The 25247-nt window shown below is 67.4% G+C and carries 24 protein-coding genes; 14 read left to right on the forward strand and 10 right to left on the reverse strand.

The genetic code is table 11. From position 1 onward, the window contains the following. Window positions 1–152: 152 nt before the first annotated feature. Window positions 153–1127: a LysR family transcriptional regulator gene (locus tag CFB35_RS13960; RefSeq protein ID WP_059578621.1), complete on the reverse strand. Its 975-nt coding sequence runs from the start codon at window positions 1125–1127 to the stop codon at window positions 153–155. A gap of 177 nt (window positions 1128–1304) precedes the next feature. Next, window positions 1305–2279 carry a GlxA family transcriptional regulator gene (locus CFB35_RS13965; RefSeq protein WP_059578624.1) on the reverse strand — a complete coding sequence of 325 codons (975 nt, stop codon included), beginning with the start codon at window positions 2277–2279 and terminating at the stop codon, window positions 1305–1307. A 115-nt stretch (window positions 2280–2394) separates the two neighbouring features. On the opposite strand from CFB35_RS13965, the gene CFB35_RS13970 reads away from it, so the two are divergent. Further along, window positions 2395–3078 carry a DJ-1/PfpI family protein gene (locus tag CFB35_RS13970; protein WP_059578626.1) on the forward strand — a complete coding sequence of 228 codons (684 nt, stop codon included), beginning with the start codon at window positions 2395–2397 and terminating at the stop codon, window positions 3076–3078. Window positions 3079–3137: 59 nt separating this feature from the next. After that, window positions 3138–3449, forward strand: a complete 312-nt coding sequence (locus tag CFB35_RS13975; RefSeq protein ID WP_059578629.1) for a cupin — start codon at window positions 3138–3140, stop codon at window positions 3447–3449. Between the two features lie 58 nt (window positions 3450–3507). Here the strand turns inward: CFB35_RS13975 and CFB35_RS13980 are convergent, their stop codons facing one another. Continuing rightward, window positions 3508–3792: a PAAR domain-containing protein gene (locus tag CFB35_RS13980; RefSeq protein ID WP_059578632.1), complete on the reverse strand. Its 285-nt coding sequence runs from the start codon at window positions 3790–3792 to the stop codon at window positions 3508–3510. Window positions 3793–4085: 293 nt separating this feature from the next. Here CFB35_RS13980 and CFB35_RS34965 point away from each other — a divergent pair, with 293 nt between their 5' ends. From CFB35_RS34965 to CFB35_RS13990, 3 genes are all read left to right on the forward strand, one after another. Next, window positions 4086–4247 (forward strand): hypothetical protein, encoded by a 162-nt coding sequence (locus CFB35_RS34965; RefSeq protein WP_155634633.1) that lies wholly within the window; start codon window positions 4086–4088, stop codon window positions 4245–4247. 231 nt (window positions 4248–4478) lie between these two features. Next, complete coding sequence (locus CFB35_RS13985; RefSeq protein ID WP_059578634.1) at window positions 4479–5366, forward strand: LysR family transcriptional regulator; 888 nt, start codon at window positions 4479–4481, stop codon at window positions 5364–5366. 242 nt (window positions 5367–5608) lie between these two features. Then, complete coding sequence (locus CFB35_RS13990; RefSeq protein ID WP_059578637.1) at window positions 5609–8716, forward strand: transglycosylase domain-containing protein; 3108 nt, start codon at window positions 5609–5611, stop codon at window positions 8714–8716. A gap of 39 nt (window positions 8717–8755) precedes the next feature. Here the strand turns inward: CFB35_RS13990 and CFB35_RS13995 are convergent, their stop codons facing one another. Then, window positions 8756–9103, reverse strand: coding sequence for a GFA family protein (locus CFB35_RS13995; RefSeq protein ID WP_059578639.1), 348 nt, complete (start codon window positions 9101–9103; stop codon window positions 8756–8758). Between the two features lie 141 nt (window positions 9104–9244). Here CFB35_RS13995 and CFB35_RS14000 point away from each other — a divergent pair, with 141 nt between their 5' ends. After that, window positions 9245–9490 carry a DUF1272 domain-containing protein gene (locus CFB35_RS14000; protein ID WP_059578642.1) on the forward strand — a complete coding sequence of 82 codons (246 nt, stop codon included), beginning with the start codon at window positions 9245–9247 and terminating at the stop codon, window positions 9488–9490. Between the two features lie 34 nt (window positions 9491–9524). On the opposite strand, the gene CFB35_RS14005 is transcribed toward CFB35_RS14000, so the two are convergent. Beyond that, window positions 9525–10208 (reverse strand): FadR/GntR family transcriptional regulator, encoded by a 684-nt coding sequence (locus CFB35_RS14005; RefSeq protein WP_059578644.1) that lies wholly within the window; start codon window positions 10206–10208, stop codon window positions 9525–9527. A 146-nt stretch (window positions 10209–10354) separates the two neighbouring features. Here CFB35_RS14005 and dgoD point away from each other — a divergent pair, with 146 nt between their 5' ends. Next, complete coding sequence (gene dgoD, locus CFB35_RS14010) at window positions 10355–11503, forward strand: galactonate dehydratase (protein WP_059578798.1); 1149 nt, start codon at window positions 10355–10357, stop codon at window positions 11501–11503. Between the two features lie 135 nt (window positions 11504–11638). Here the strand turns inward: dgoD and CFB35_RS14015 are convergent, their stop codons facing one another. Next, the gene (locus CFB35_RS14015) at window positions 11639–12571 is read right to left on the reverse strand and encodes a CopD family protein (RefSeq protein WP_059578801.1); all 933 of its coding nucleotides are present in this window, start codon (window positions 12569–12571) and stop codon (window positions 11639–11641) included. 378 nt (window positions 12572–12949) lie between these two features. On the opposite strand from CFB35_RS14015, the gene CFB35_RS14020 reads away from it, so the two are divergent. The 3 genes from CFB35_RS14020 to CFB35_RS14030 all read left to right on the forward strand — a co-directional run bounded on the left by CFB35_RS14020 (window position 12950) and on the right by CFB35_RS14030 (window position 16609). Beyond that, window positions 12950–13714, forward strand: coding sequence for a c-type cytochrome (locus CFB35_RS14020; RefSeq protein ID WP_006477898.1), 765 nt, complete (start codon window positions 12950–12952; stop codon window positions 13712–13714). A gap of 19 nt (window positions 13715–13733) precedes the next feature. Further along, window positions 13734–15032, forward strand: coding sequence for a cytochrome c (locus CFB35_RS14025; protein WP_059578646.1), 1299 nt, complete (start codon window positions 13734–13736; stop codon window positions 15030–15032). Window positions 15033–15169: 137 nt separating this feature from the next. Then, a complete protein-coding gene (locus CFB35_RS14030) occupies window positions 15170–16609 on the forward strand; it encodes a DEAD/DEAH box helicase (protein ID WP_059578649.1) in 1440 nt (479 codons plus the stop codon). On the opposite strand, the gene CFB35_RS14035 is transcribed toward CFB35_RS14030, so the two are convergent. The 3 genes from CFB35_RS14035 to CFB35_RS14045 form a co-directional block, all read right to left on the reverse strand. After that, on the reverse strand, window positions 16603–17109 hold the full coding sequence (locus CFB35_RS14035) for a hypothetical protein (RefSeq protein WP_059578652.1): 507 nt from the start codon (window positions 17107–17109) through the stop codon (window positions 16603–16605). The genes CFB35_RS14030 and CFB35_RS14035 overlap by 7 nt on opposite strands. 70 nt (window positions 17110–17179) lie before the next feature. Beyond that, window positions 17180–18007 (reverse strand): ferritin-like domain-containing protein, encoded by an 828-nt coding sequence (locus tag CFB35_RS14040; RefSeq protein ID WP_011546143.1) that lies wholly within the window; start codon window positions 18005–18007, stop codon window positions 17180–17182. A 326-nt stretch (window positions 18008–18333) separates the two neighbouring features. Next, window positions 18334–19974, reverse strand: coding sequence for a gamma-glutamyltransferase family protein (locus tag CFB35_RS14045; RefSeq protein WP_059578805.1), 1641 nt, complete (start codon window positions 19972–19974; stop codon window positions 18334–18336). Window positions 19975–20187: 213 nt separating this feature from the next. On the opposite strand from CFB35_RS14045, the gene CFB35_RS14050 reads away from it, so the two are divergent. Next, window positions 20188–20967 (forward strand): DeoR/GlpR family DNA-binding transcription regulator, encoded by a 780-nt coding sequence (locus CFB35_RS14050; protein ID WP_034208319.1) that lies wholly within the window; start codon window positions 20188–20190, stop codon window positions 20965–20967. Between the two features lie 301 nt (window positions 20968–21268). Further along, window positions 21269–21466, forward strand: a complete 198-nt coding sequence (locus tag CFB35_RS14055) for a hypothetical protein (RefSeq protein WP_006477892.1) — start codon at window positions 21269–21271, stop codon at window positions 21464–21466. A gap of 90 nt (window positions 21467–21556) precedes the next feature. On the opposite strand, the gene CFB35_RS14060 is transcribed toward CFB35_RS14055, so the two are convergent. Beyond that, window positions 21557–21925 (reverse strand): hypothetical protein, encoded by a 369-nt coding sequence (locus CFB35_RS14060; RefSeq protein WP_059578653.1) that lies wholly within the window; start codon window positions 21923–21925, stop codon window positions 21557–21559. 162 nt (window positions 21926–22087) lie between these two features. Between CFB35_RS14060 and glpD the strand changes: the two genes are divergently transcribed. Further along, complete coding sequence (glpD, locus tag CFB35_RS14065) at window positions 22088–23611, forward strand: glycerol-3-phosphate dehydrogenase (RefSeq protein WP_059578656.1); 1524 nt, start codon at window positions 22088–22090, stop codon at window positions 23609–23611. A 110-nt stretch (window positions 23612–23721) separates the two neighbouring features. Next, window positions 23722–25224, forward strand: a complete 1503-nt coding sequence (gene glpK, locus CFB35_RS14070; RefSeq protein ID WP_059578659.1) for a glycerol kinase GlpK — start codon at window positions 23722–23724, stop codon at window positions 25222–25224. Window positions 25225–25247: the final 23 nt, after the last annotated feature.

The raw sequence follows: 25247 nt of genomic DNA on the forward strand, positions 1-25247 counted from the left end.
CGCAAATCGGTCTGGACAATAGCCGTGCACATCCCTGATTCGCCACCAAATGCGAAAAGCCGCTGTTTCTTTCGAAACAGCGGCTTTTTTCATTGCTTCATCCAGCACCCGCCGTGCCGCGCGCTGCCCGTCCTTCAGGCCGCGCGCCGCGACTACGCCACCACCGCTCCGCGCTGCGCCTCTGCCGCCTCCACCCCCACCTTCCCGCGCCAGTTCTCCCCGCCCTCCAACGCCGGCGTCGCCTCGAACACCTCCGCGATCCAGTCCGCGAACACGCGCACCTTCTGCGACAAATGCCGGTTGTGCGGATACACGATCGAGATCGGCTTCGGCTTCGGATTGCAGTCCGGCAGTACCTCGACCAGCGAACCGTCGAGCAAGTGCGGCAGCACCATGAACAACGTAGGCTGGATCATCCCGAAGCCTTCGAGCCCGCACGTCACGTAAGCATCCGAATCGTTGACCGTGACGCTGCCGTTCATCCGCACCTCGAACGGCTTGCCGTCGATCATGAACACCCACGGAATCGTCCGCGCGCCGTGGCTCGCGCGAAAATTCACCGCCTGATGTTCGACGAGATCGGCAATCTCGTTCGGCTCGCCGTGGCGCGCGAGGTAATCGGGCGACGCGCACGTCACGCGCTTGAGCATCCCGATGCGCCGCGCGACCATCGACGAATCCTCGAGCGGCCCGACCCGGATCATGCAGTCGATGCCTTCCTCGACCGGATCGACGTAGCGGTCCGACAGCCCCAGCTCGAGCGTGATGTCCGGATAGCGCTGCCGGAAGGTCGACAGCGACGGCAGCACGATACGCCGCCCGAGCGAACTGGGCATGTGGACGCGCAGCATGCCGCTCGGCTTGCGGTTGCCCGCCTGGAAACTCGCGTCGGCCTCGGCGATCTCCGCGATGATCTTCATGCAATGCTCGTAGTACGCGGCGCCCTCCGGCGTCAGCGACAGCCGGCGCGTGGTCCGGTGCATCAGGCGCACGCCGAGCAGCGCCTCGAGATTCTGGATGATGGTCGTCACCGACGCGCGCGGCATCGAGAGCGTGTCGGCCGCCCGCGTGAAGCTGTTCGCGTCGACCACGCGGGTAAAAACTTCCATTGCCTGGATTCGGTCCATGCTGCTCCCCCCTTTCGAATCGCCAACGGAACAGAATAGAGCGCGCGGTGGGCGCGGCACAAGCCCCTGCCTATTGTTCTCCGATCCTGAATAGTTTCGAAACTTCGGACTGGAAACCGACCGGTTTCCGTTCAGTTCCGGGCGCCACCCGCTCCGGCCCCGATGATCGGTCGACCGTTACCGCACGAACCGCTCGCGATATCCCTGCGGCGACACGCCGAACACGCGCACGAAACTGCGCCGCAGCGTCTCTTCGGAACCGAAGCCGCACCGCCCGGCGATCCGCTTGACGGGCCACGCCGTTTCGCCGAGCAGGCGTTGCGCGGCCTCGACACGGATCTGCTCGACCGCGCGCGCGGGCGTGCGGCCGGTTTCCGCGCGATAGTGACGCACGAAGCTGCGCTCGCTCATGCTCATGCGCTCGGCCAGCGCGGGCACCGACAGGTCGGCCGTCAGGTGCTCGGCCATCCACGCGTGCAACTCGCCGAACCGGTCGGCGGTGCGCTGCATCGACAGCATCGTGCTGAATTGGGCCTGCCCGCCCGGACGCTTCAGGAACACGACGAGCTCGCGCGCGACGTCGAGCGCGGTCGCCCGCCCGAGATCGTCCTCGACCAGCGCGAGCGCGAGATCGATGCCGGCCGTCACGCCGGCGGACGTCCACAGCGCGCCTTCGCGGATGAAGATCGGGTCCGGCTCGACGCGCACGTTCGGGTAGCGCGCCGCGAATTCGTCGCAGCGCGCCCAGTGCGTGACCGCGCGCCGCCCGTCGAGCAGACCGGCCTCGGCGAGCAGGAACGCGCCGGTGCACACCGACGCCACGCGCCGCGCGCGTCCGGCCTGCTGCCGCACCCAGCGCACCACCCGCGCATCCTTCGACGCCGCGTGCACACCCTTGCCGCCGGCGACGATCAGCGTGTCAGGGTGGCGCGCGATGGTGCGCAGCGACTCGGCCATCACGACGAGGCCCGACGACGTCTCGACAGGCCCGGCTTCGACGGCCACGACGCGCGGCGCATACGGCGCCGGCTGCCCGCGCTCCAGCGCGAGTTCGTTGACGGACGCGAACACCTGCAGCGGCCCCGTCACATCGAGCAACTGCGCACGGGGAAACGCGAAGATCAGGATCGAACGCGGGGCGGCGGCAGGCATGGCGATTGGCTGAAAACGTGGGTGATATGGCAATTTCGCCAAACACTACGCGCCTAGAATCGATCTGTCCATCCCGTGCCGAACGGCGCGTTCCCTTCCTCTCCGGAGCCTTCGCATGACACTTCACATCGGCCTTCTCGTCTTTCCGGGCGTCCAGCAACTCGACCTCACCGGCCCGCACGACGTGCTCGCGTCACTGCCGGACGCGGCCGTTCATCTGGTGTGGAAGTCGCGCGACGCGGTCGCGTCGAGCAGCGGCCTCGCGCTCGCGCCGACCTGCACGTTCGACGACTGCCCGCCGCTCGACGTGATCTGCATCCCGGGCGGGATCGGCATCAACGAATTGCTGCTCGATGCCGAAACGATCGCGTTCGTGCAGCAGCGTGCGGCCACCGCGCGCTACGTGACGTCGGTCTGCACGGGCTCGCTGCTGCTCGGCGTGGCCGGCCTGCTGCGCGGACGACGCGCGACGACGCACTGGCGGTTCCACTCGCTGCTGGAACCGCTGGGCGCGATACCCGTGCGCGAGCGCGTCGTGCGCGACGGCAACCTGGTCACGGGCGGCGGCGTGACGGCCGGCATCGACTTCGCGCTGACGATCGCCGCGGAGCTCGTCGGCGACGAAGAAGCGCAGGCGATCCAGCTTCAGCTCGAATATGCGCCCGCGCCGCCGTTCGACGCCGGCTCGCCCGACACCGCGCCGGCCGCGGTCGTGACGCGCGTCACCGAACGTACGGCGGCCGGCTTCGCGAAGCGCAAGCAGATCGTCGAGCAGGCGCTGCGCGCCACGTCGCGCTGAAGGCGGATGTCGGAAAAATCACGGGAGAGCGGCGCACACACGCGCCGGAGAACACATCGATGAACATCATCCGGAGTGCCGCATTCACCGCGGACCGCGCGTGGGGCGCCCTCGACATCGCGAACCTGAACGGCATCACGGTCCGGCTGCACTGGACCGACCAGCCGTATCGCTGGCACGTGAACGACGGCGAGGAAGTGTTCGCGGTGCTCGATGGCCGCGTCGAGATGCGCTACCGCGAAGCAGGCGTCGAGCACGCGACGGTGCTCGAAACGGGCGACGTATTCCACGCGACGGTCGGCACCGAACATGTTGCGCATCCGCTTGGCGCCGCGCGCATCCTCGTGATCGAGACCGAAGGCAGCGCCTGACGGCCGGTATCGGCGCCGCGATGCCGCGCGAACGACGAGCGCCTGCGGGCGGCGGGACTCAGCCCGAGATCGTCCCGGTTGCCTGCGATGCGATCAGTTTCGGCTGCGGCGTGCACTGGCACTGGCACAGGTCGTGTTCGAGCGCGACGACCTTGCCCATCACGGTCATCGTGCGCTCGCCGCCGTCCGACACGATCACGCCCGGCGACTTGCACGCCGCACAGAACACGGATGCGCCGAGATACGCGAGTTCGCGCCCGTCGAACGACGAATTGGCGATCCCTTCGAGCACGACGCCGCCGTGATCGGTCGTGTCGCCCTTCAGAATGAATTTGCGGCTCATGATGTCGGTTCTTCCCTCGGAAACGCCGCGCAACGCAGCCGTGCACGGGCATCGTGAAACCGCCCGTCGGTCGCGGGCGTCCCGCGAGCATATCACCGCTCGCGGCCCCCGCAGCCGATCCACGCGGCCGGCAGCCCTCCACCGACGCGCCGCGGCCGTTTCGCGGCAAACGCGCCCCTGCCGCGTCGGCGCCCGCCGACCGTACGCCCACACCGCGCGCCGAACCGCCTCATGGTGGCCGGCCGGATGCGCGAGCATGGCCTGGATCGATATCGGGGCAACGATTCCCCGCCGTGTCGGCCAGCCTGCTCGCGCGCCGCGATGGGCCGGACACGATTGCATGCGACGGTTCGATCCGCTGCTTCGTCGCGGCCGTGCGTCGGCACGATGGCGCAAAAACGCCGGAAATACTTTATCTCGATAAAATCGAATCGCCCGATATCTCAAATACGTGAAAAAAACAATCGTATGAACATTCGTACAATTACTAAAAATGGTTGTAAAAATTACCCTTAACCGGACGCAAACCAGCGCTACCAAAACGCCGAAACCCTATATTTTCCGGGCTTCCCAGCCATCAAATCAACCTGTCGTTTCATAATACTTTTTTCCTCCATCGTCCGACGCTCTGAACAGCAAATTGGAAGATAGAATTAAATAAACAATTTCTGATTCTAGGCAAAAAAATGGACGAACTCCTTCCAATGCGACTATTTGTCAAGGTTGCCGAACTACAAAGTTTCGTGCGCGCCGCGACCGAACTGAACATCTCCAATTCGTCGGCCACCCGCATGATCATGAGCATCGAGAACCGGCTCGGCGCGCGCCTGCTGAATCGCACGACCCGCAGCCTGTCGCTGACCGACGCCGGCCACCTCTACCTGGCGCAGATGCGTCACGTGATCGAGGAAATCGACCGCGTCGAGGAAACGATCGCGTCGATGCACCAGGAACCGATCGGTTCGCTGAAGATCGCCGCGCCGGTCATGTTCGGCATGCACGTGCTCGCGCCCGCGATCGACGCGTTCAAGGCACGCCATCCCAACATCGTGCCGGAAGTCACGATCGTCGACCGCCATGTCGACCTCGTGTCGGAAGGCTTCGATATCGGGCTGCTGCTGTCGCAGCACATCGGCAACAGCACGTTGGTGAAGCGCCCGCTCATGCAATTCCAACGCGTCGTCTGCGCGTCGCCGCAATATGTCAGCCGGCACGGCTCGCCGGCCCATCCGCACGATCTCGCCACGCATGCATGCCTGGTGTTCCATGCCGACTTCGCGAGCGATTACCTGACGTTCGAGCACGACCAGACGCGTGTCACGGTGCGCCCGAACAAGGCCGCGTCGTCGAACAACTTCGGCATGATCCGGAACTGGGCGCTTGCCGGCATGGGCATCGCAGTCCTGCCGGACTTCCTCGCCGAACCGGATCTTCATGATGGCCAGCTTCTGGCCCTGCTCGCCGACTATCGTCTCGAAGCGCTCCAGATGAACGTCGCATACCCGAGCCGCAAGCACTTTCCGCGTAAATCCCGCCTTTTCATCGATCACCTCGTCGAACATTTCGTCAGTTGAATGATGCGATCGCGACGGTCTTTTCGGTGCCAGATGGCTTTCGAACGCGGATGCGGGACGACGTGTACCGCGAGGCCGCACCCGCGCGCGGGCCCGGCCTCGCGGCGCACGATTCCGGTGCGGGCACGGGTGTTGCGCCGCTGCATCTCAGTAGTGAACCACCCTTGGCAGCCCGCTGCGGAGGACTACACTAATCCTTAATGAGGTGCGGCCGGAGCCCGCGCCTTCAGGGAGACGCCGCCATGAATCGGCCGCTGAATCGCATCCTGCCGCGCGTGACCGGAGCTGCATCGGTCTGGACGTGGATCAAGTGGTCCTTGCTGGCCGCGCTGGTGATCGCGATCGCGGTCGTGGTGAGGCTCGTGATGACCGAAATCGCGACGTCGCGCCTGCAGGCGCACTATTTGTCCGAGCTCACCCGCGACGTCGGCTACACGGTCGAAACGGGCGCGAGCAACCACATCCGTTTCCCCGCGAACGGGCCGTACGATCAACGCCTCGGCTATTCGATGATTCCCGCGTTCCAGCAGCGGCTGCTCGCGCGCGGCTTCGTCGTCGGCAAGCAGGCGCGCGATTCCGACCGGATGCTGGCGCTCGCCGATCATGGCCTGTTCCTGCCTTACGAAGAGAAAGACCAGACCGGGCTGATGCTGTTCGACTCGACCGGCTCGCCGCTGTTCGCGACCGTGTTCCCGCAGCGCGTGTACGCCGATTTCGACACGGTGCCGCGCATGGTCGTCGATTCGCTGATGTTCATCGAGGATCGTTACCTGCTCGACCCGAACCAGCCGAACCGCAACCCGGCGATCGACTGGGGCCGCTTCAGCCGCGCGCTCGCCGACCAGGCGCTGCACGTCGTCAATCACCACCAGGCGCGCCCGGGCGGCAGCACGCTCGCGACGCAGATCGAGAAGTTCCGCCACTCGCCCGACGGCCGTACCGCGACGCCGCCGGAGAAACTGCGGCAGATCGCGTCCGCGTCGATCCTCGCGTACCTGAACGGCCCGCAGACGATGCTCGCGCGCCGCTCGATCGTCGTGCGCTACCTGAATTCGGTGCCGCTCGCCGCCCGGCCGCACGTGGGCGAAATCACCGGTATCGGCGACGGTCTCGCCGCGTGGTACGGCCGCGACTTCAACGACGTGAACCGCATCCTGTCCGCGCCGACGACCGGCGACAACGTCGACCAGCAGGGCAAGACGTTCCGCGAGGTGTTGTCGTTGCTGATCGCGCAGCGCGCGCCGTCGTACTTCCTGAATCGCGGGTATCCGGCGCTGCAGAAGCTGACCGACAGCTACCTGCGGCTGCTGTCGAACGGCGGCGTGATCTCGCCCGCGCTGCGCGATGCGGCGCTCGCCGCGCAGATCGAACGCAGCGCGCCGCCGGCCGCCGCGCGCGTGCAGTCGTTCGTGTCGCGCAAGGCCGTCACGTCCGCGCGCGCGTCGCTGCTGTCGGCGCTCGGCATCGCCGACCTGTACCAGCTCGACCAGCTCGACCTGGAAGCGACCAGCACGCTCGACAACGGCGTGCAGCAGGCGGTCGCCCAGCGGCTCGCGCAGGCGTCGACCCGCGACGGCGCGCAGGCGGCCGGCCTGTACGGCTTCGAGATGCTCGCGCCGAAGGACGACCCGTCGCACCTGACGTACAGCTTCACGCTGTACGAGCATCGCAACGGCGCGAACCTGCTGCGCGTGCAGACCGACAGTGTGAACCAGCCGTTCGACGTGAATCGCGGCGGCCGCATCAACCTCGGTTCGACCGCGAAGCTGCGCACGTTGATCACGTACCTGCAGATCGTCTCCGACCTGCATGCGCGCTACGCGAACCTGTCGAACGCGGAGCTGGCGCGCGTGAAGCCCGATCCGATCGACGGGCTGTCGCGCTGGGCGCTCGACTACCTGTCGCATACGCGCGACCGCTCGCTGCAGGCGATGCTCGATGCGTCCGTCGAACGCAAGTACTCGGCGAGCCCGGACGTGTTCTACACGGGCGGCGGCGCGCAGGTGTTCTCGAACTTCGAGAAGTCGGACAACGGCCGCATCATGACGCTGCACACGGCGTTCGAGCACTCGGTGAACCTCGTGTTCGTGCGGCTGATGCGCGACATCGTCCACTACGAGACGCTGCAGGCGGCCGGACCGTCGTCGTCGTGGCTGAACGATCCCGCCCAGCGCCAGCACTACCTGCAGCAGTTCGTCGACGGAGAAAGCCAGGTCTACGTGAAGCGCTACTACACGCGCTATGCGGGCAAGGCGCCCGACGACGCGCTCGCGCTGATGCTGCGCGACGTACGCAAGTCGCCGCCGAAGCTCGCGACGGTGCTGCGCAGCGTCGCGCCGAACGAATCGGTCGCGTGGTTCGCCGCGCGGATGCGCGCGCAACTGAAGGGCACGCCGGCCGCGACGCTGTCCGACGACGATCTCGCCGCGCTCTACGCGAAATACGCGATCGACCGCTTCAACCTGAACGACCGCGGCTATATCGCGAGCGTGCATCCGCTCGCGCTGTGGACGCTCAACTACCTGCGCGCGCATCCCGCCGCGTCGCTCGCGGACGTTCAGCGCGACAGTCGCGACGCGCGTTTCTACACGTATTCGTGGCTGTACAAGACCCGCTACCACGCGACGCAGGACCGGCGCATCCGCCGCATGGTCGAGCTGCGCGCGTACGCGGAGATCACGAAGTCGTGGCGCGCGCTCGGCTATCCGTTCGCGGAAGTGACGCCGTCGTATGCGGCCGCGATCGGCGCATCGGGCGACCAGCCCGACGCGCTCGCGAAACTGATCGGCCTGATCGTGAACGGCGGCCAGAAGGCGCCGACCGAGACGATCACGCGGCTCGATTTCGCGAAGGGCACGCCGTACGAAACGCGCTTCGTGCGCGCGGCCGCGCAACCTCAGCCGATACTGCCGCCGGAGATCGTCAAGGTGGCGCACACGCTGCTGCGCGACGTCGTGCTCAACGGCACCGCGCGCCGCCTCGCGAGCGGGCTCACGCTGCCCGACGGCAAGACGCTCGACGTGTACGGCAAGACGGGCACGGGCGACCAGCGCTTCAACGTGTATGCGCGCGGTGCGCGGCTGATCGAATCGCGCAAGGTCAACCGCAGCGGCACCTTCGTGTTCGCGATCGGCGACCGGTTCTTCGGCGTGCTGACGGCGACCGCGCACGAGCCATACGCGGCGCGCTACGACTTCACGAGCGCGATGGCCGTGCAGCTGCTGAAGTCGATGGCGCCGGCGCTCGCGCCGCTGATCGAACGGCCGGCCGACGCCGGCACGCGCACCGCGGGCCCGGCGCCGCAGGCGGAAACGCCCGCGCCGGGCGCGACGACCGCGCACCCGTCCTGACCCGATCGCCGCGCGCAGGCGCCCGCACCGGCGCGCCGGTCAGTGCGAGCGGCCGTCGTAGTGCGTGACGGGCAGCGCGTCGAGATCGACGCCGTCGATGCAGCGCACGTTGATCGCGGCCATCGCGGTGCCCTTCGGATCGACACCCTCGCCGAACGCGTGAATCCCGCAACGCTTGCAGAAGCGATGCCGGATCACGTGCTTGTTGAACAGGTAGGTCGCGAGATTTTCGTCGGGCGTCAGCAGCTTCATGTGGTCGCGCGGCACGAACCACATCAGCGCGCCCTTGCGCCGGCAGATCGAGCAGTTGCACGCCATCACGCCCTGCAGGTCGCCTTCCGCCTCGAACGTCACGTCTCCACAATGACAGCTTCCGCGATAAAGCATGGTCGTCTCCCGGTGCAGCCCGTGCGCAGCGCCGGCGCCCGGGCGGGACACCGTTGGCCGGGCCGATCCAAACGCGTACAGTAGCGCTCGCATGCGCCGCACGCAATGTGCGGCGCCCCCTCACCCGTCAAGGAGACCGTCATGCTTGAACTGCGCCCCGGCTGCGAATGTTGCGACAAGGATCTGCCGCCGGATTCGACGGACGCGCGCATCTGTACGTTCGAATGTACTTTTTGCGCGACGTGCGCCGACGACGTGCTCAAAGGCCAGTGCCCGAACTGCGGCGGCGACCTGGTCGCGCGGCCGCGGCGGCCAGCGAGCCTGCTCGCGAAGTACCCGCCGTCGACGGAACGCATCCACAAGCCGGGCGGCTGCGCGAACGCCTGACGGCACCGCAACGGCGCCGCCCGCCCCGCTTCCGTCACGACATCTCGATCCGCGCACGCGTCACCGCGAGCAGCGTCGCCATCGCGCGGCGCGCGCCGTCCTCGTCGCGCACGCGGATCGCGTCGCTGACGGCCGTATGCTCGGCCAGCGACGCGTTGTAAACGTCCGCCCGGCGCGCATTCAACTGCAGTTGCGCCTCGAGCGTGCGATCGATCAGCGCGCCGAGCGGCACCAGCAGCTCGTTGCCGCCGGCCTCCAGCACGCTCAGGTGAAAGCGCAGGTCGGCGCGCACCCATTCGTCGACGTTGCGCGCGGCGGCCATCGCGCGCGCCGCGCCCTCGATCGCGTCGAACGCGTCGGGCGTATGCGCGCGGGCGGCGAGCGCGGCCGCGTACGGCTCGATCATCTCGCGCATTTCCTGCAGCTTCAGCGCGAACGCGAGCGGCGGCGCGACGCGCGCATACCAGTCGAGCAGGTCGGCGTCGAGCAGGTTCCACGCCTGGCGCGGCCGCACGCGCGTGCCGACCTTCGGCCGCGATTCGACCAGCCCCTTCGACGTCAGCGTGCGCAGCGCCTCGCGCATCACCGTGCGGCTCACGCCGTACATCTCCATCAGGTCGGGTTCCCTCGGCAGCAGCGATTCGGGCGGATAGTCGCCGCGCAGGATCGCCGTCGCGAGCCGGAAAGCCGTCTGTCCATGCAGGTCGCGTTGAATGATCGTTCTCCGTCGGGCGGGCTGCCCACTATCTGCACATTAATGCTATTAATACTATTTTTTATTCGACTACGCTAGGATAACCGCGAAAGCACGGATCGTGCGCCGCGCCCGAACGGTCGCGCCGGTCAATCATGGAGACTCGCATCGTGAAAATCACCCGCCTCGAAACCTTCGTCGTCCCGCCGCGCTGGCTGTTCCTCAAGATCGAAACCGACGAGGGTGTCGTCGGCTGGGGCGAGCCGGTCGTCGAAGGCCGCGCGCACACGGTCGAGGCCGCCGTGCAGGAACTGGCCGACTACCTCGTCGGCCGCGACCCGCTCCTGATCGAGGATCACTGGCAGGTGATGTACCGCGCGGGCTTCTACCGCGGCGGCCCGATCATGATGAGCGCGATCGCGGGCGTCGACCAGGCGCTGTGGGACATCAAGGGCAAGCATCACGGCGTGCCGGTGCACGCGTTGCTCGGCGGCCAGGTGCGCGAGCGCATCAAGGTGTATTCGTGGATCGGCGGCGACCGGCCGAGCGACGTCGCGAACAATGCGCGCGCGGTCGTCGAGCGCGGCTTCAAGGCCGTGAAGATGAACGGCTCCGAGGAGCTGCAGATCGTCGACACCTACGACAAGGTCGAGCAAGTGATCGCGAACGTCGCGGCGGTGCGCGACGCGGTCGGCCCGCACGTCGGGATCGGCGTGGACTTCCACGGCCGCGTGCACAAGCCGATGGCGAAGGTGCTCGCGAAGGAACTCGATCCGTACAAGCTGATGTTCATCGAGGAGCCGGTGCTGTCGGAGAACGCCGAGGCGCTGCGCGACATCGTCAACCAGACCAACACGCCGATCGCGCTCGGCGAGCGGCTGTACTCGCGCTGGGACTTCAAGCACATCCTTGCGGGCGGCTACGTCGACATCATCCAGCCGGACGCGTCGCACGCGGGCGGCATCACCGAGTGCCGCAAGATCGCGACGCTCGCGGAAAGCTACGACGTGGCGCTCGCGCTGCACTGCCCGCTCGGGCCGATCGCGCTCGCCGCGTGCCTGCAGCTCGATGCGGTCAGCTACAACGCGTTCATCCAGGAACAGAGCCTCGGCATCCACTACAACCAGGGCAACGACCTGCTCGACTACCTGCGCAACCCCGAGGTGTTCCGCTACGAGGACGGCTTCGTCGCGATCCCGCAGGGCCCGGGGCTCGGCATCGACGTGAACGAGGAGAAGGTGCGCGAGATGGCGAAGACGGGCCATCGCTGGCGCAACCCGGTGTGGCGCCACGCGGACGGCAGCGTCGCCGAGTGGTGACGAACGCGTGAGATAAGAGCGACGCACGCGTGCCGCGCCACGCGTTCGACACGGCCGCCCCGACAAGGCGGCCGTTCTTGCATCCGCGCCACGCGCGCGGCGCGCGCCGGCGCCCGGCGCCGCGCCGTCCGGCCGTCAGCCGAGCGCCGCGAAGCCCGGCACGCTGAACGACAGCACGGCCGCCGCGACGAACACGCCGATCATCGTCATCCCTTCGAGATGCAGGATGTTGCGGAACGTGTGCGCGTCCTCGGTCGACGCGGTGCGGCGCAGGCGCGGCAGCGCCGAGAAGCGGTTGAGCCCGCCGAGCACGAGCGCGAGCGCGACGAGCAGCAGCTTCAGCAGCAACACGCGGCCCCACGTGCTGCCGTCGAGCGGCGCGAGCGAGCCGCCGAGCCCGCGGATCGCGTTGAGCGCGCCGGTGCCGAGCACGAAGACGACTGCGACGATCGACGTGCGCGACAGGTGCTGGCCGATGCGGATCAGCGCGCCGCGCGCGACCGACGTCCCGAGCGCCGGCAACACCGCGAGCCCGCCCGCGAGCACGAGGCCGCCCCATACGGCGGTGGCCAGCAGGTGCAGCGTCTGCACGCCGACCGCCGCGGACAGCACGCCGCTGTCGGCCGCATGGCCGAGCGACGCCTTGCCGGCCGCCACCACGATCACCGCGAACCACAGCACCGCATGCGCGAGCGGGCCGTCCGGCTTCGCGAGCGCGACGATCGCGAGCAGCACCGCGCCGGCGAACGCGACGCTCCATGCGAAGCCCGTGTGCGTCTGCATCAGCATGACGGGAATCGCGGCGAACGCGCCGCCGAGCCCCGCGCCGCTCATCGCCGCGGCCTCGTACACGAGCCAGCCGAGATCGGCGAGCACCAGCGCCAGCGCGGCCGCCACCAGCGAATGTTGCGCGCGCAGCCATGCCGGGTGCGACGGCGCGATGACCGGCCGCGCGCCGTCCTTGCCGAGCCACGCCTTGAGCAGCGCCGAGCCGACCGCCATCGCGAACGCCGCATCCATCAGCGCCGCGAGCGCGACCTGGCCGATCCACAAGCTGTCGAACTTCATCACGCGCACCCTCCCGCAAGCGGCAGGCCGGCAGCGCGGCGGCAACGGGACGGACAGCGTGAGGCAGGCAACGGCACGGTAGAAAACGTCATCGATGAATCCGGAAACGGGAGAAATGACTGGGTCAGCGGCGGAGGCGGCGCCGCGCGACCCGCGAGTGTACGGTCTTCGAGGGTGAAAGCGCACGCCGGTTCACTCGACCGTCGTGCAATGCGCGTCAAATTGTCGCAAGTCGCAAACGGACAGGAACCGATGTCCTTTCGTCAAATAGCCGTCATTACCCATCGATGATAGAATGCCGCGTCGCAGCAGCCCGGCTGTCCTGCCGTCCATGCGCCGAGCCGATCGTAGCCCGGACAAGGTCCCCGACGAATAAACATGGAGTCTCGTGTGTCTTCAAGACGCCTCTTCCGTCCGCTGCTCGCCGTTCTGATGATCGGCGGCGCGGGCCTTATGAGCGCTGCCCAAGCGCAGACCAAGCCCACGGAGCAAGCGCACGCCCAGCAGGCGCCGCTCAAGGCACCCGATACCATGGCCGAGCGCGTGCGCGGCTGTACCGCATGCCACGGCGTCCACGGCCAGGGCACGGACAACGACTATTTCCCGCGTCTTGCCGGCAAGCCGGCCGAGTACCTGTACAACCAGCTCGTCAACTTCCGCGACGGCCGGCGCAAGTACCCGCCGATGAACTATCTGCTCACGTACCTGAACGACGACTACCTGCGCGAAATCGCCGAGCACTTCTCGGCCGAGCGTCCGCCGTACCCGACGCCGGCGAAGCCGACGCTGCCGGCCGCGACGCTCGCACGCGGCAAGCAGCTCGTCACGCAGGGCGACCCGGCCCGCAAGCTGCCGGCCTGCGTGGCCTGCCACGGCGCGGGGCTGACCGGCATGCAGCCGGCGATCCCGGGCCTCGTCGGCCTGCACGCCGATTACCTGAGCGCCCAGCTCGGCGCATGGCGCTCGGGCAACCGCCACGCGAAGGCGCCCGATTGCATGCACGACATCGCCGCGAAGCTGTCCGACGAAGACGTGACGGCCGTGACCGCATGGCTCGCCGCGCAACCGGCGCCCGCCAACCCCGTGCCGGCCCCGGCGCGTTCGATGAAGACTCCGCTCGCCTGCGGCAGCGAACCGCAATAAGGCAAGGGAGACAGACACAATGAAACGCAAGTCCCTGTTTGCACTCTCGGCCGTCGCGATCGTCGCGGCTGCCGCCCTCGTGCCGGTCCTGTGGCCGGGCAACGACACGCTGCACGGCGCTGCCGCCGTCGCGGCCACGCCGGCCGACCAGGCCGCGCTGATCAAGAAGGGCGAATACCTCGCGCGCGTCGGCGACTGTATCGCGTGCCACACGGTGCGCGGCGGCAAGTCGTTCGCGGGCGGCCTGCCGATGGCGACGCCGTTCGGCACGATGTACACGCCGAACATCACGCCGGACGACCAGAACGGTATCGGCAAGTGGACGTCGGACGACTTCTACCGCGCGATGCACACGGGTCGCTCGAAGGACGGCAGCCTGCTGTATCCGGGCTTCCCGTTCGCGAGCTACACGAAGGTCACGCGCGCCGATTCGGACGCGATCTACGCGTACCTGCGTTCGGTCCCGCCGGTGTCGGTGCCGAGCCGTCCGCACGAACTGAAGTTCCCGTTCAACAACCGCAACCTGCTGATCGGCTGGCGCACGCTGTTCTTCAAGGAAGGCGAGTACAAGCCGGATCCGACGAAGTCGGTCGAATGGAACCGCGGCGCGTATCTCGTCGAAGGCCTCGGCCACTGCTCGATGTGCCACACGTCGATCAACATGATGGGCGGCCCGGTGAACTCGTCGGCGTTCGCCGGCGGCCTGATCCCGCTGCAGAACTGGTATGCGCCGTCGCTGACGAACGACAAGGAACTCGGCCTCGGCGACTGGCACGTGCAGGAGCTGTCCGACCTGCTGCAGGCCGGCGTGTCGCAGAAGGGCGCGGTATTCGGCCCGATGGCGGACGTGGTCCACAACAGCCTGCAGTACATGACCGACGAAGATACGCGCGCGATGTCGACGTACCTGAAGTCGATCCCGCAGAAGGCTGAAGCGCCGAAGAACATGCAGTACGAGCCGTCGAAGCAGTTCGGCAACGCGCTGTTCGAACAGGGCAAGAAGATCTACGCGGACAACTGCGCGACCTGCCACGCCGAAAACGGCGCGGGCAAGCCGCCGGCCTATCCGCCGCTCGCGGGCAACCACTCGATCATGATGGAATCGGCCGTCAACCCGATCCGCATGGTGCTGAATGGCGGCTACCCGCCGAGCACGTTCAAGAATCCGCGTCCGTACGGGATGCCGCCGTTCGCGCAGTCGCTGTCGAACCAGGAAGTCGCGGCGGTTGTCACGTATATCCGGATGTCATGGGGTAACAACGGTACGCCGATCTCGCCGCAACAGGTGAGCGATCTGCGTTCCGCGCCGCTCGACTAAGAAGCGGCGCACACAAACGGGGCGCGGCTGCGGGAAACCGCGGCCGCGCCCTTTTGCTTTTTGGCTGTTTTGCGATGCAGGTTTGCCGCGCGGGCCGCGCGATGCATCGCCGATCATAAAACTCAAGAGTGGTATCTATGTCTTTCGAATCTCTCGGCCTGGCCGAACCGCTGGTCAAGGCGGTCAACGAGCTCGGCTACACGTCGCCGACTCCGATCCAGCAGCAGGCCATTCCGGCCGTCCTCGGCGGCGGCGACCTGCTCGCCGGCGCGCAAACCGGCACCGGCAAGACCGCCGGCTTCACCCTGCCGATCCTGCAACGCCTGCACACGTTCTACGCCGAGCACCGCGGCGCGAAGCGCGCGGTGCGCGCGCTGATCCTCACGCCGACGCGCGAACTCGCCGCCCAGGTCGAGGAAAGCGTGCGCGCGTACAGCAAGTACCTGAAGCTGCGCTCGACCGTGATGTTCGGCGGCGTCAGCATCAATCCGCAGATCGATGCGCTCAAGCGCGGCGTCGACATCGTCGTCGCGACGCCGGGGCGCCTGCTCGACCACATGCAGCAGAAGACCATCGACCTGTCGGATCTCGACATCCTCGTGCTCGACGAAGCCGACCGGATGCTCGACATGGGCTTCATCCACGACATCAAGCGCGTGCTCGCGAAGCTGCCGCCGCAGCGCCAGAACCTGCTGTTCTCGGCCACCTTCTCCGATGAAATCAAGGCGCTCGCCGACAGCCTGCTCGACTCGCCCGCGCTGATCGAGGTCGCCCGCCGCAACACGACCGCCGAGAGCGTCGCGCAGAAGATCCACCCGGTCGACCGCGACCGCAAGCGCGAACTGCTCACGCACCTGATCCGCGAACACAACTGGTTCCAGGTACTCGTGTTCACGCGCACCAAGCACGGCGCGAACCGGCTCGCCGAGCAGTTGACGAAGGACGGCATCAGCGCGATGGCGATCCACGGCAACAAGAGCCAGTCGGCCCGTACGCGCGCGCTGGCCGAGTTCAAGAACAGCACGCTGCAGGTGCTCGTCGCGACCGATATCGCCGCGCGCGGGATCGACATCGACCAGTTGCCGCACGTCGTCAACTTCGATCTGCCGAACGTGCCGGAAGACTACGTGCACCGGATCGGCCGCACGGGCCGCGCGGGCGCGACCGGCGAAGCCGTGTCGCTCGTGTGCGTCGACGAGAAGCAGTTGCTGCGCGACATCGAGCGGCTGATCAAGCGCGAGATTCCGCAGGAAGTGATCGCGGGCTTCGAACCCGATCCGAACGCGAAACCGGAGCCGATCCAGCAGCGCCGTGGCCAGCAGCAGCCGCGTGGCGGTGGCGGCGGCAATCGTCAGCCGCGTGCCGGCGGCTCAGGCCAGCCGGCCGCGAAGCGCGACGGCAACGCGCAACCGAAGGCCGCGCAGCAGAAGGCCGCGAAGCCGCGCACGCAAGGCGGGGCCGGCGGCAATGGCGGCGGACGTCCGGCAGGCGGCGGCAACGGCGCCCGCCCGGCAAGCGGCAACGCCGCGCATCCGAACCGCAACCGTTCGTCGCGCAGCGGCCAGCGCGGTCACTGAAGCCGCGCGGCCGCGCGCCGCAGGTGCTCGATCTGGCGTCGCCAGCGTGCGAGCACCGCGGCGCGCTCCCCTTCCAGCGTGAACGTGACGCCTGTCGCGAGACGCGCATAGCCGACCCGCTGCGCATCGCCGTGCGCGATCGTCGCAGCGAATCCGGCCAGGCCGCCGAAGTCTCCTTCGAGCGGCGCCATCTCCAGTTGCGCCTGAAAGAACGCACCGTCCGCGACGAGCGTCAACGCGGCCGTGCGCCGCTGCGCGATCGCGCGCGCCGCCCGCGACTGCGGCCAGAGCGCGATCAGCAGCGTGCGTGCATCATGTGCGTAGATCTCGCCGACGCCGAGCAGCGTCGTGCGCAACTGGCCGTCGTCGGTCGCGACGATCAGCGACGCGGCGAGGTCGGCATGACGCTCGAGCGCGGTGCCGTCGAACAGCGACACGACGGCGGGCGGCCACGCGTCGAACGTCCATTGTTCGAGCGCGTGGCGATGGGTATCGGTCATGATGGCGTGGCCCGGGCGCGAATCGGATGAGAATGCACCAGCATACGCGCGACGGGCCGTGCCGCGGCGATCAGCGCAGGAAAACGTGCCGCGTGATCTTCGTGAGCGGATAGTGGACGCCCGGCTGGATCTTCGCGGGCAGGTCGAGCGGCTTGAGCAGCATCTTCACGCACATGTCGGCAGACAGGTTGCGCCGGACGAGCGAATTGATGCGTGCGGCGCGCTCGCGGTTGTATTGGCTGTCGCCGACGCGGTCCGGATAGCGGATCGCGAACACGTGGCGCAGCGCGATCTCGGAATCCTCGTTCTTGATTTCCATCACGCGGCGCGCCAGCGCCCCGAGGACCGCGAGCCGGCCGTTGCCTTCGACCTGGTTGTACTTCTTGAAGAACTTGAAGAAGTGCTTGTAGTGACGCACTTCGTCCGTGCGGATGTTGTCGGTGATTTCCTTCAGCACCGGCTCGTCCGAGCATTCGTTGATCGCGCGATAGAGCGTGGCCGTGCCCGTCTCGACGACGCAGCGTGCGACCATTTCGAGCGCGCGGGTTTTTTCGAACGCCTCGACCGAGCAGGTCTTCGAATACTCGGCGAAGAAATTCGCGAAGGCCGTATCCCAGTCGAACTCGGGCCACACGTGCGCGATATACGCCTTCAGCGCGCGGCCGTGCTGCAATTCTTCGGGCTCCCATGCATTGTTGAGCCATGCGGAGACTTCCGGATCGTCATTGAAGAATTCGCTCAGATTGCTCGTATAGAGATCCGAGCCGCTTTCGATGAACGACGACGCGCACAGCAGCAGCAGCAAATCCTCGTTCGCGGCGGCACGCTGACGATCGATCCGGTTCAGGTCGATGTCCTCGATACGCCACGGCATCACATGCGTCGTTTTGGTGTCCATGGTGGTGCGCTCCCAGTCGTCGCGCGGAGGCCGGCCCATGCCTGGGGCACAGGCGCCAGCCGATCCGCGGCGGCGTTTTACTTGCGTTTATAGTGAGTCGGTCCGGCCGAACCATTCTGGCATCTTAGCCGGACTTTCATGTTCGTGCTCCAAAGCACTGACCATACCCGACAGGCGCAGTTCCACGGCGTCCGTTGCCGTTCGTTAGATGAGACCTTCAAACCGCTTGCGCGCGTTCGATGGACATGCGCCGCGCCAAATGAAACGGGCGGCCGCCGGGCCGCCCGTGATGCCGGGAAACTGCAAGGAAAGCTGGAAGCGATCCGTCAGAAACCGGCCGCCAGCCCGTCGCGCCGGCTGTCGCTCGCGGCCACGTAGCCGCGCTCCGGATCGTCGGGATCGAGGCGCCAGACGAACTGCCCCGAACCGAAATCCATGTACGGATCGTCGATCGACTTGATCGTATGGCCGCGGGCCGCCAGCCCGTCGACGGTCGCGCGGTTCATCGTCGCCTCGACGTCGAGCGTGAAGTCGCGGTTGACCTTCCAGCGCGGCGCGCAACACGCGGCCTGCGGCTGCTGGCCATAGCCGAGCATCCGCACGACGGTCTGCAGATGGCCTTGCGGCTGCATGTCGCCGCCCATCACGCCGAAGCTCATCACGGCCTCGGTGCGGCCGTTGGCCTGCTCGGTGACGAACGCCGGGATGATCGTGTGGAACGGCCGCTTGCCGCCCGCGACGACGTTCGGCGAAGCCGGGTCCATCGAGAAGCCGTGCCCGCGGTTCTGCAGCGCAATGCCCGTACCGGGCACGACGAGCCCCGAACCGAAGCCCATGTAGTTCGACTGGATGAAGCTCACCATCATCCCGCGCTCGTCGGCCGCCGACAGGTAGATCGTGCCGCCCGAATGCGGGCGGCCGGCGGCGAAGTGCGTCGCGCGCGCGCGATCGATCAGCTTCGCGCGTTCGGCGAGATAGGCGTCGTCGAGCATCTGTTCGGGCGTGACGTCCATCGCGCGCGGATCGGCGACGTAGCGATAGACATCGGCGAACGCGAGCTTCATCGCCTCGATCTGCAGATGCTGCGAATCGACCGAGTCGACCGGCCATTCGGTCACGCCCGCGTGCTCGGCGATGCCGAGCGCGATCAGCGCGGCGATGCCCTGCCCGTTCGGCGGAATCTCGTGAATCGTGTGGCGGCCGAAGCGCTTGCCGATCGGCTCGACCCATTCCGGCCGGTACGCGCGCAGGTCGGCTTCGGTCAGCGCCCCGCCGCCCTCGCGCGCGAACGCGGCGAGACGCTCGGCGAGCGTGCCTTCGTAGAACGCCCGGGCGCCTTCCGTCGCGAGCGTGCGCAGCGTCTGCGCATGACCGGGCAGGCATACGCGTTCGCCGACGAGCGGCGCGCGGCCGCGCGGCATGAAGGTGTCCGCGAAACCCGGCAGGCCCCGCAGTTCGGGGACGGCCGCCGCCCACTTGTGCGCGACGATCGGCGGCACCGAATAGCCGCGCTCCGCGATCTCGATCGCCGGCTCGAGCAGGTCCGCGAACGGCAGCGAACCGAACTTCGCGTGCAGCGCTTCCCAGCCCGCGATCACGCCCGGCACGGTGACGGTGTCCCAGCCGCGGGTCGGCTTGTTCGCGATGCCGCGCGCGTCCTCGCCGTGGCGCTGGCGGAAGTAGTCGACGTTCCATGCGGCCGGCGCGACGCCCGATGCATTGAGTCCCGACAGTCGTTCGCCGTCCCACACGAGCGCGAACGCATCGCCGCCGAGCCCGCACGACACCGGCTCGACGACGGTGATCGCGGCGGCCGCGGCCAGCGCCGCGTCCACCGCGTTGCCGCCCTTCCACAGCATCCGCAACCCGGCCTGCGCGGCCAGCGGGTGCGACGTCGACACGACGTTGCGCGCGAACACCGGGATGCGGGTTGTCGGATACGGGTTGTGCCAGTTGAAGTCAGTCATCGATGCCACCTTGTCGAAAACGGGATGAACGCGCGCCCGCACGCGCGGGCCATCCGCCATTGCAACGCGATCGGCACGATCGCACAAATTCATTTGTCACATGAATCCATGTAATTTCCGCATGAATCATGCGCACCGACGCCCGGCAGGCCGGCCGAACGCCGTTGCCGCCCTTACAATACCCGCTCCGTCTCACGACACGACCATCGAGCCATGACCCGAGATCCCCGCCTCACCCTCAACGCGCGCCAGCAGGAATTGCTCGAATGGGTGCAGCGCGACGGCTTCGTGACCGTCGACGATCTCGCCGCGCACTTCGCGGTGACGCCGCAGACGATCCGCCGCGACGTGAACTGGCTCGCCGACCTGAACCTGCTGCGCCGCTACCACGGCGGCGCGAGCCTGCCGACCAGCTCGGAGAACGTGTCGTACACGGCGCGCCAGCGGATGTTCCACGACGAGAAGCGGCGCATCGCGGCGCTCGCGGCGTCGCACATCCCCGACCAGGCGTCGCTGTTCATCAACCTCGGCACGACGACCGAGGAAGTCGCGCGCGCGCTGAACCGCCATCACGGGCTGCACGTGATCACCAACAACCTGAACGTCGCGTCGATGATGAGCGGCTACCCCGACTGCGAGGTGCTGATCACGGGCGGCATCGTGCGGCCGTGGGACAAGGGCATCGTCGGCGAGCTCGCGATCGACTTCATCCGCCAGTTCAAGGTCGACTACGCGATCATCGGCACGTCGGCGATCGAGGCCGACGGCACGCTGCGCGATTTCGACACGCGCGAGGTGCGCGTCGCCGAGGCGATCATGCAGCATGCGCGCACCGTCTACCTCGTGACCGACCATTCGAAGGTCGGCCGCCCGGCGCTGGTGCGCCAGGGCCATCTGAGCCAGGTGCACGCGCTCTTCACCGACAAGCCGCTGCCGCCCGACATGGCCGACACGGTCGCCGCCGCCGGCACCCAGGTGTACGTCGCGGAATGACGATCGCGATGCTGCACCGCACCTGAAACTTCAAGTGAAATCAAGAAGTTGGCGCCGCGCGCGAACCGCTTGTGGCATGCGTTTCTGTCAAACGGAAAATTAACGGGGCATGATTTGTCGTTGCCTGCGCGCTCGACTAGACTCCAGTTCCCCGGCCCGTTCGCCGATCCGCCTGTGCCAGGGCGGTGCGAATCGCAGGCCGGCGAATGCAGCTTTTCCCCCCAAGCCATACCCTCGCGGGGTATCGCGCGGCGGCGTGTACGCCGGCTGCGCGGGCAGTCCGATTGCCATGGAGAGAACGATGCTGAGTCCGCATGAATTCGCCACGCTCTTGCTTGTAAAGGACGCGCCTGATCAGCGCGACATGGATCGGGATGAACTGGACATCCTGCTCGAACAACAACTCGTCCGCCTGGAAGGGCTCGGCTCGGGGCGCAAATACTGCGTGACCGAGACCGGCGACGCCGCGCTGCGATCCATCAAGTACCGCTATTCGTAAGCCCGCTGTTCCCGACCTGACCTGATCGCGCGGCCGGATTCCGGCCGCGCGGTCGTTCTGCCTCCCGCCTGCCCGTCGCCGCCGCCGGCTTCAGCCGCCGCGCAGCGTCGGATCGACCGCCGCCCGCCAGCTGATGGCCTGCGCGCGTGCGCCGTTGAAATACGCGATCCAGCCGGCGCGCGCCGCCGCGTCGGGCGCCGCATAGTGGGTCGAAAGTTCGTTTACGAACGCACAATAGTTCGCTTCGGTCAGCCCGCGATACCGTTTCGCGACGTACGCGTCGTACAGCGTCGAGTACACCGGCTGCGCGTCCGTGCCCCAGTCGCGCGCCGCGCCGCCGCACGACGTCTGCAGGTCGACGAACGACGGCGCCCGCCAGTTGCCCGCGAGCGGCGGCGTCCCCGCGCCACATCCCGCCAGAAGGACGGCGCACACGCCGGCCCACATCCCAATACGCATGATTCACCTCGCGAAACGGTCGATTCCGTCAGTATCGTCCGGGATCGCGTCGCACGCTACTGGCCCCGCTTTTTCGAACTTTACTTTTTCGATTTCGTTCGTTAAATTTCGAATTCGAACATTTCGTGTTCGCCCCATTTCAACAGACGATAAGGACAGCAGGTGACCCAACCGAATCGCTACGATCTGCTCGTCGTCGGCGGCGGCATCAACGGCGCGGGGATCGCGCGCGATGCGGCCGGCCGCGGCCTGTCGGTCATGCTCTGCGAACAGGACGACCTCGCGTCGCACACGTCGTCGTCCAGCACCAAGCTGATTCACGGCGGCCTGCGTTACCTCGAGTACAACGAGTTCGGGCTGGTGCGCAAGGCGCTGCAGGAGCGCGAGACGCTGCTGCGCGCGGCGCCGCACATCATGTGGCCGCTGCGCTTCGTGATGCCGCACATGCCGAACCTGCGCCCGGCCTGGCTGATCCGCATCGGCCTGTTCCTCTACGATCACCTCGCGAAACGCGAACTGCTGCCCGGCTCGCGCGGCATCGACATGCGCCGCCATGCGGCCGGCGCGCCGTTGATCGACTCGATCAAGCGCGGCTTCGTGTATTCCGACGGCTGGGTCGACGACGCGCGCCTCGTCGTGCTGAACGCGATGGATGCGAAGGAGCGCGGCGCCGAGATCCTGACGCGCACGAAGCTCGTTTCCGCCGAGCGCCGCGGCGACGAGTGGGAAGCGCGGCTGCAGCACGCCGACCGCTCGATCCGCGTCGTGCATGCGCGCGCGATCGCGAACGCGGCCGGCCCGTGGGTCGGCGACGTGCTGCACGGCGCGCTCGGCCGCGGCGCGCATCACAGCGTGCGGCTCGTGAAGGGCAGCCACATCATCACGCGCCGCCTGTTCGATCACGATCACGCGTACATCTTCCAGAACCCGGACAAGCGGATCATCTTCGCGATTCCGTACGAGCACGATTTCACGCTGATCGGCACGACCGACGTCGAATACACGAACGATCCCGCGAAGGTCGCGATCGATCGCGACGAGACGCAGTATCTGTGCGATTCGATCAACCGCTACTTCAAGCGCAAGATCTCGCCGGCCGACGTGCACTGGACCTATTCGGGCGTGCGCCCGCTGCTGGAAGACGAGAACGCGGCGAACGCGTCGGCCGTCACGCGCGACTACCGCCTCGAACTCGACGACGGCGCGGGCGCCCCGCTGCTGTCGGTGTTCGGCGGCAAGATCACGACGTTCCGCAAGCTCGCGGAAGAAGCCGGCGACATGCTGTGCCGCGCGCTCGGCCGCGACGCGAAGCGCTGGACGGCCGGCGTCGCGCTGCCGGGCGGCGACATCGCGGACGCGAAGTTCGACGTGTTCGCCGGCGCGTTCGCGAAACGTCACCCGTGGCTGCCCGCCGCGCTCGCGCGCCGCTATGCGCGTGCGTACGGCACGCGTGCGGAACGCGTGGTGGAAGGCGCGACGTCGCTCCCCGATCTCGGCGCCGAAATCGCGCCGGGCATCCACGACGCCGAGCTGCGCTACCTGCGCGACGCCGAATGGGCGACCTGTGCGCAGGACGTTCTGTGGCGCCGCTCGAAGCTCGGCCTGCACGTCGCGCCCGGCACGCTCGATGCCGTGACCGCCGCGGTCGACGCGTGGTTCGCCGCCGCGCATGCGCCGCACGCGTGACTCGAACGCAAATTGCAGTTGCAGTTGCCTGACCGACGTTGATTCACCGACGCGCCGCCCCATGCGGCGCGCATCACAACTAAGCCGATCCACGGATGGAGATGAGAGACATGCAGGACCAGTACATCCTCGCGCTTGACCAGGGCACCACGAGTTCCCGCGCGATGCTGTTCGATCGCCAGGGCAATATCGTATCGATCGCCCAGAAGGAATTCGAACAGATCTACCCGCAACCCGGCTGGGTCGAGCACGACCCGCAGGAAATCTGGTCGACGCAAGCCGGCGTCGCCGCGGAAGCCGTCACGCGCACGGGCCTGAACGGCACGTCGATCGCGGCGATCGGCATCACGAACCAGCGCGAAACGACGATCGTCTGGGATCGCGAGACGGGCCAGCCCGTCTACAACGCGATCGTGTGGCAGGATCGCCGTACCGCCGACTTCTGCGACTCGCTGAAGAAGCAGGGCCTCGAAGCGAAGGTGCGCGCGAAGACCGGCCTGCCGATCGACTCGTATTTCTCGGCGACGAAGATCCGCTGGATCCTCGACAACGTGCCGGGCGCGCGCGACAAGGCGCGCCAGGGCAAGCTCGCGTTCGGCACCGTCGACAGCTGGCTCGTGTGGAACTTCACGAAGCACGAGCTGCACGTGACCGACGTGACCAACGCGTCGCGCACGATGCTGTTCAACATCCATACGCGCGAGTGGGACAACGAGCTGCTCGAACTGCTCGACATCCCACGCAGCATGCTGCCGGAAGTGAAGGCGTCGTCGGAGATCTACGGCCACACGAAGACCACCGTGTTCGCATCGAAGATCCCGCTCGCGGGCATCGCCGGCGACCAGCACGCGGCGCTGTTCGGCCAGATGTGCACGACGTCGGGCATGGTGAAGAACACCTACGGCACCGGCTGCTTCCTGATGATGAACACCGGCGACAAGCCGATCGAGTCGAAGAACAACCTCGTCACGACGATCGCGTGGCAGATCGGCGACGACGTGCAGTACGCGCTCGAAGGCAGCATCTTCATCGCGGGCGCGGTCGTGCAGTGGCTGCGCGACGGCGTCGGCCTCATCAAGACGGCCGCGGAAATCGAGGCGCTCGCCGCCAGCGTGCCGCATACCGACGGCGTGTATCTCGTACCCGCGTTCGCCGGCCTCGGCGCGCCGCACTGGAACGCGCGGGCGCGCGGCTCCGTGTTCGGCGTCACGCGCGGCACGAGCGCCGCCCATCTCGCCCGCGCGGCGCTCGATGCGATCGCGTACCAGTCGCTCGACGTGCTGGCCGCAATGGAAGCCGATTCCGGCATCAGCATCGGCGAGCTGCGCGTGGACGGCGGCGCGAGCGCGAACGATCTGCTGATGCAGTTCCAGGCCGACCTGCTCGGCGTCGACGCGGTGCGTCCGCAGATCACCGAGACGACCGCGCTCGGCGCGGCCTACCTCGCGGGCCTCGCGATCGGCTACTGGAAGAACCTCGACGAAGTACGCGACCAGTGGCAGCTCGATCGCCGCTTCGCCCCGTCGATGCCCAAGGAGCAGGTCGAGCAGCGCATGGCCGGCTGGCAGCGTGCGGTACGCGCCGCGAAGGCATGGGCCGACGACGCCCAGTAACCCGAATCAATCCAGACGAAATA

The organism is Burkholderia sp. AU16482 (assembly GCF_002223285.1).
GTDB classification, from domain to species: Bacteria; Pseudomonadota; Gammaproteobacteria; order Burkholderiales; family Burkholderiaceae; genus Burkholderia; species Burkholderia semiarida.

Coding starts and splice junctions, on each gene's coding strand:
- CFB35_RS13960 (WP_059578621.1), bottom strand. CDS start 1,127: ATGGACCGAATCCAGGCAATGGAAGTTTTTACCCGCGTGGTCGACGCG.
- CFB35_RS13965 (WP_059578624.1), bottom strand. CDS start 2,279: ATGCCTGCCGCCGCCCCGCGTTCGATCCTGATCTTCGCGTTTCCCCGT.
- CFB35_RS13970 (WP_059578626.1), top strand. CDS start 2,395: ATGACACTTCACATCGGCCTTCTCGTCTTTCCGGGCGTCCAGCAACTC.
- CFB35_RS13975 (WP_059578629.1), top strand. CDS start 3,138: ATGAACATCATCCGGAGTGCCGCATTCACCGCGGACCGCGCGTGGGGC.
- CFB35_RS13980 (WP_059578632.1), bottom strand. CDS start 3,792: ATGAGCCGCAAATTCATTCTGAAGGGCGACACGACCGATCACGGCGGC.
- CFB35_RS13985 (WP_059578634.1), top strand. CDS start 4,479: ATGGACGAACTCCTTCCAATGCGACTATTTGTCAAGGTTGCCGAACTA.
- CFB35_RS13990 (WP_059578637.1), top strand. CDS start 5,609: ATGAATCGGCCGCTGAATCGCATCCTGCCGCGCGTGACCGGAGCTGCA.
- CFB35_RS13995 (WP_059578639.1), bottom strand. CDS start 9,103: ATGCTTTATCGCGGAAGCTGTCATTGTGGAGACGTGACGTTCGAGGCG.
- CFB35_RS14000 (WP_059578642.1), top strand. CDS start 9,245: ATGCTTGAACTGCGCCCCGGCTGCGAATGTTGCGACAAGGATCTGCCG.
- CFB35_RS14015 (WP_059578801.1), bottom strand. CDS start 12,571: ATGAAGTTCGACAGCTTGTGGATCGGCCAGGTCGCGCTCGCGGCGCTG.
- CFB35_RS14020 (WP_006477898.1), top strand. CDS start 12,950: ATGGAGTCTCGTGTGTCTTCAAGACGCCTCTTCCGTCCGCTGCTCGCC.
- CFB35_RS14025 (WP_059578646.1), top strand. CDS start 13,734: ATGAAACGCAAGTCCCTGTTTGCACTCTCGGCCGTCGCGATCGTCGCG.
- CFB35_RS14030 (WP_059578649.1), top strand. CDS start 15,170: ATGTCTTTCGAATCTCTCGGCCTGGCCGAACCGCTGGTCAAGGCGGTC.
- CFB35_RS14035 (WP_059578652.1), bottom strand. CDS start 17,109: ATGACCGATACCCATCGCCACGCGCTCGAACAATGGACGTTCGACGCG.
- CFB35_RS14040 (WP_011546143.1), bottom strand. CDS start 18,007: ATGGACACCAAAACGACGCATGTGATGCCGTGGCGTATCGAGGACATC.
- CFB35_RS14045 (WP_059578805.1), bottom strand. CDS start 19,974: ATGACTGACTTCAACTGGCACAACCCGTATCCGACAACCCGCATCCCG.
- CFB35_RS14050 (WP_034208319.1), top strand. CDS start 20,188: ATGACCCGAGATCCCCGCCTCACCCTCAACGCGCGCCAGCAGGAATTG.
- CFB35_RS14055 (WP_006477892.1), top strand. CDS start 21,269: ATGCTGAGTCCGCATGAATTCGCCACGCTCTTGCTTGTAAAGGACGCG.
- CFB35_RS14060 (WP_059578653.1), bottom strand. CDS start 21,925: ATGCGTATTGGGATGTGGGCCGGCGTGTGCGCCGTCCTTCTGGCGGGA.
- glpK (WP_059578659.1), top strand. CDS start 23,722: ATGCAGGACCAGTACATCCTCGCGCTTGACCAGGGCACCACGAGTTCC.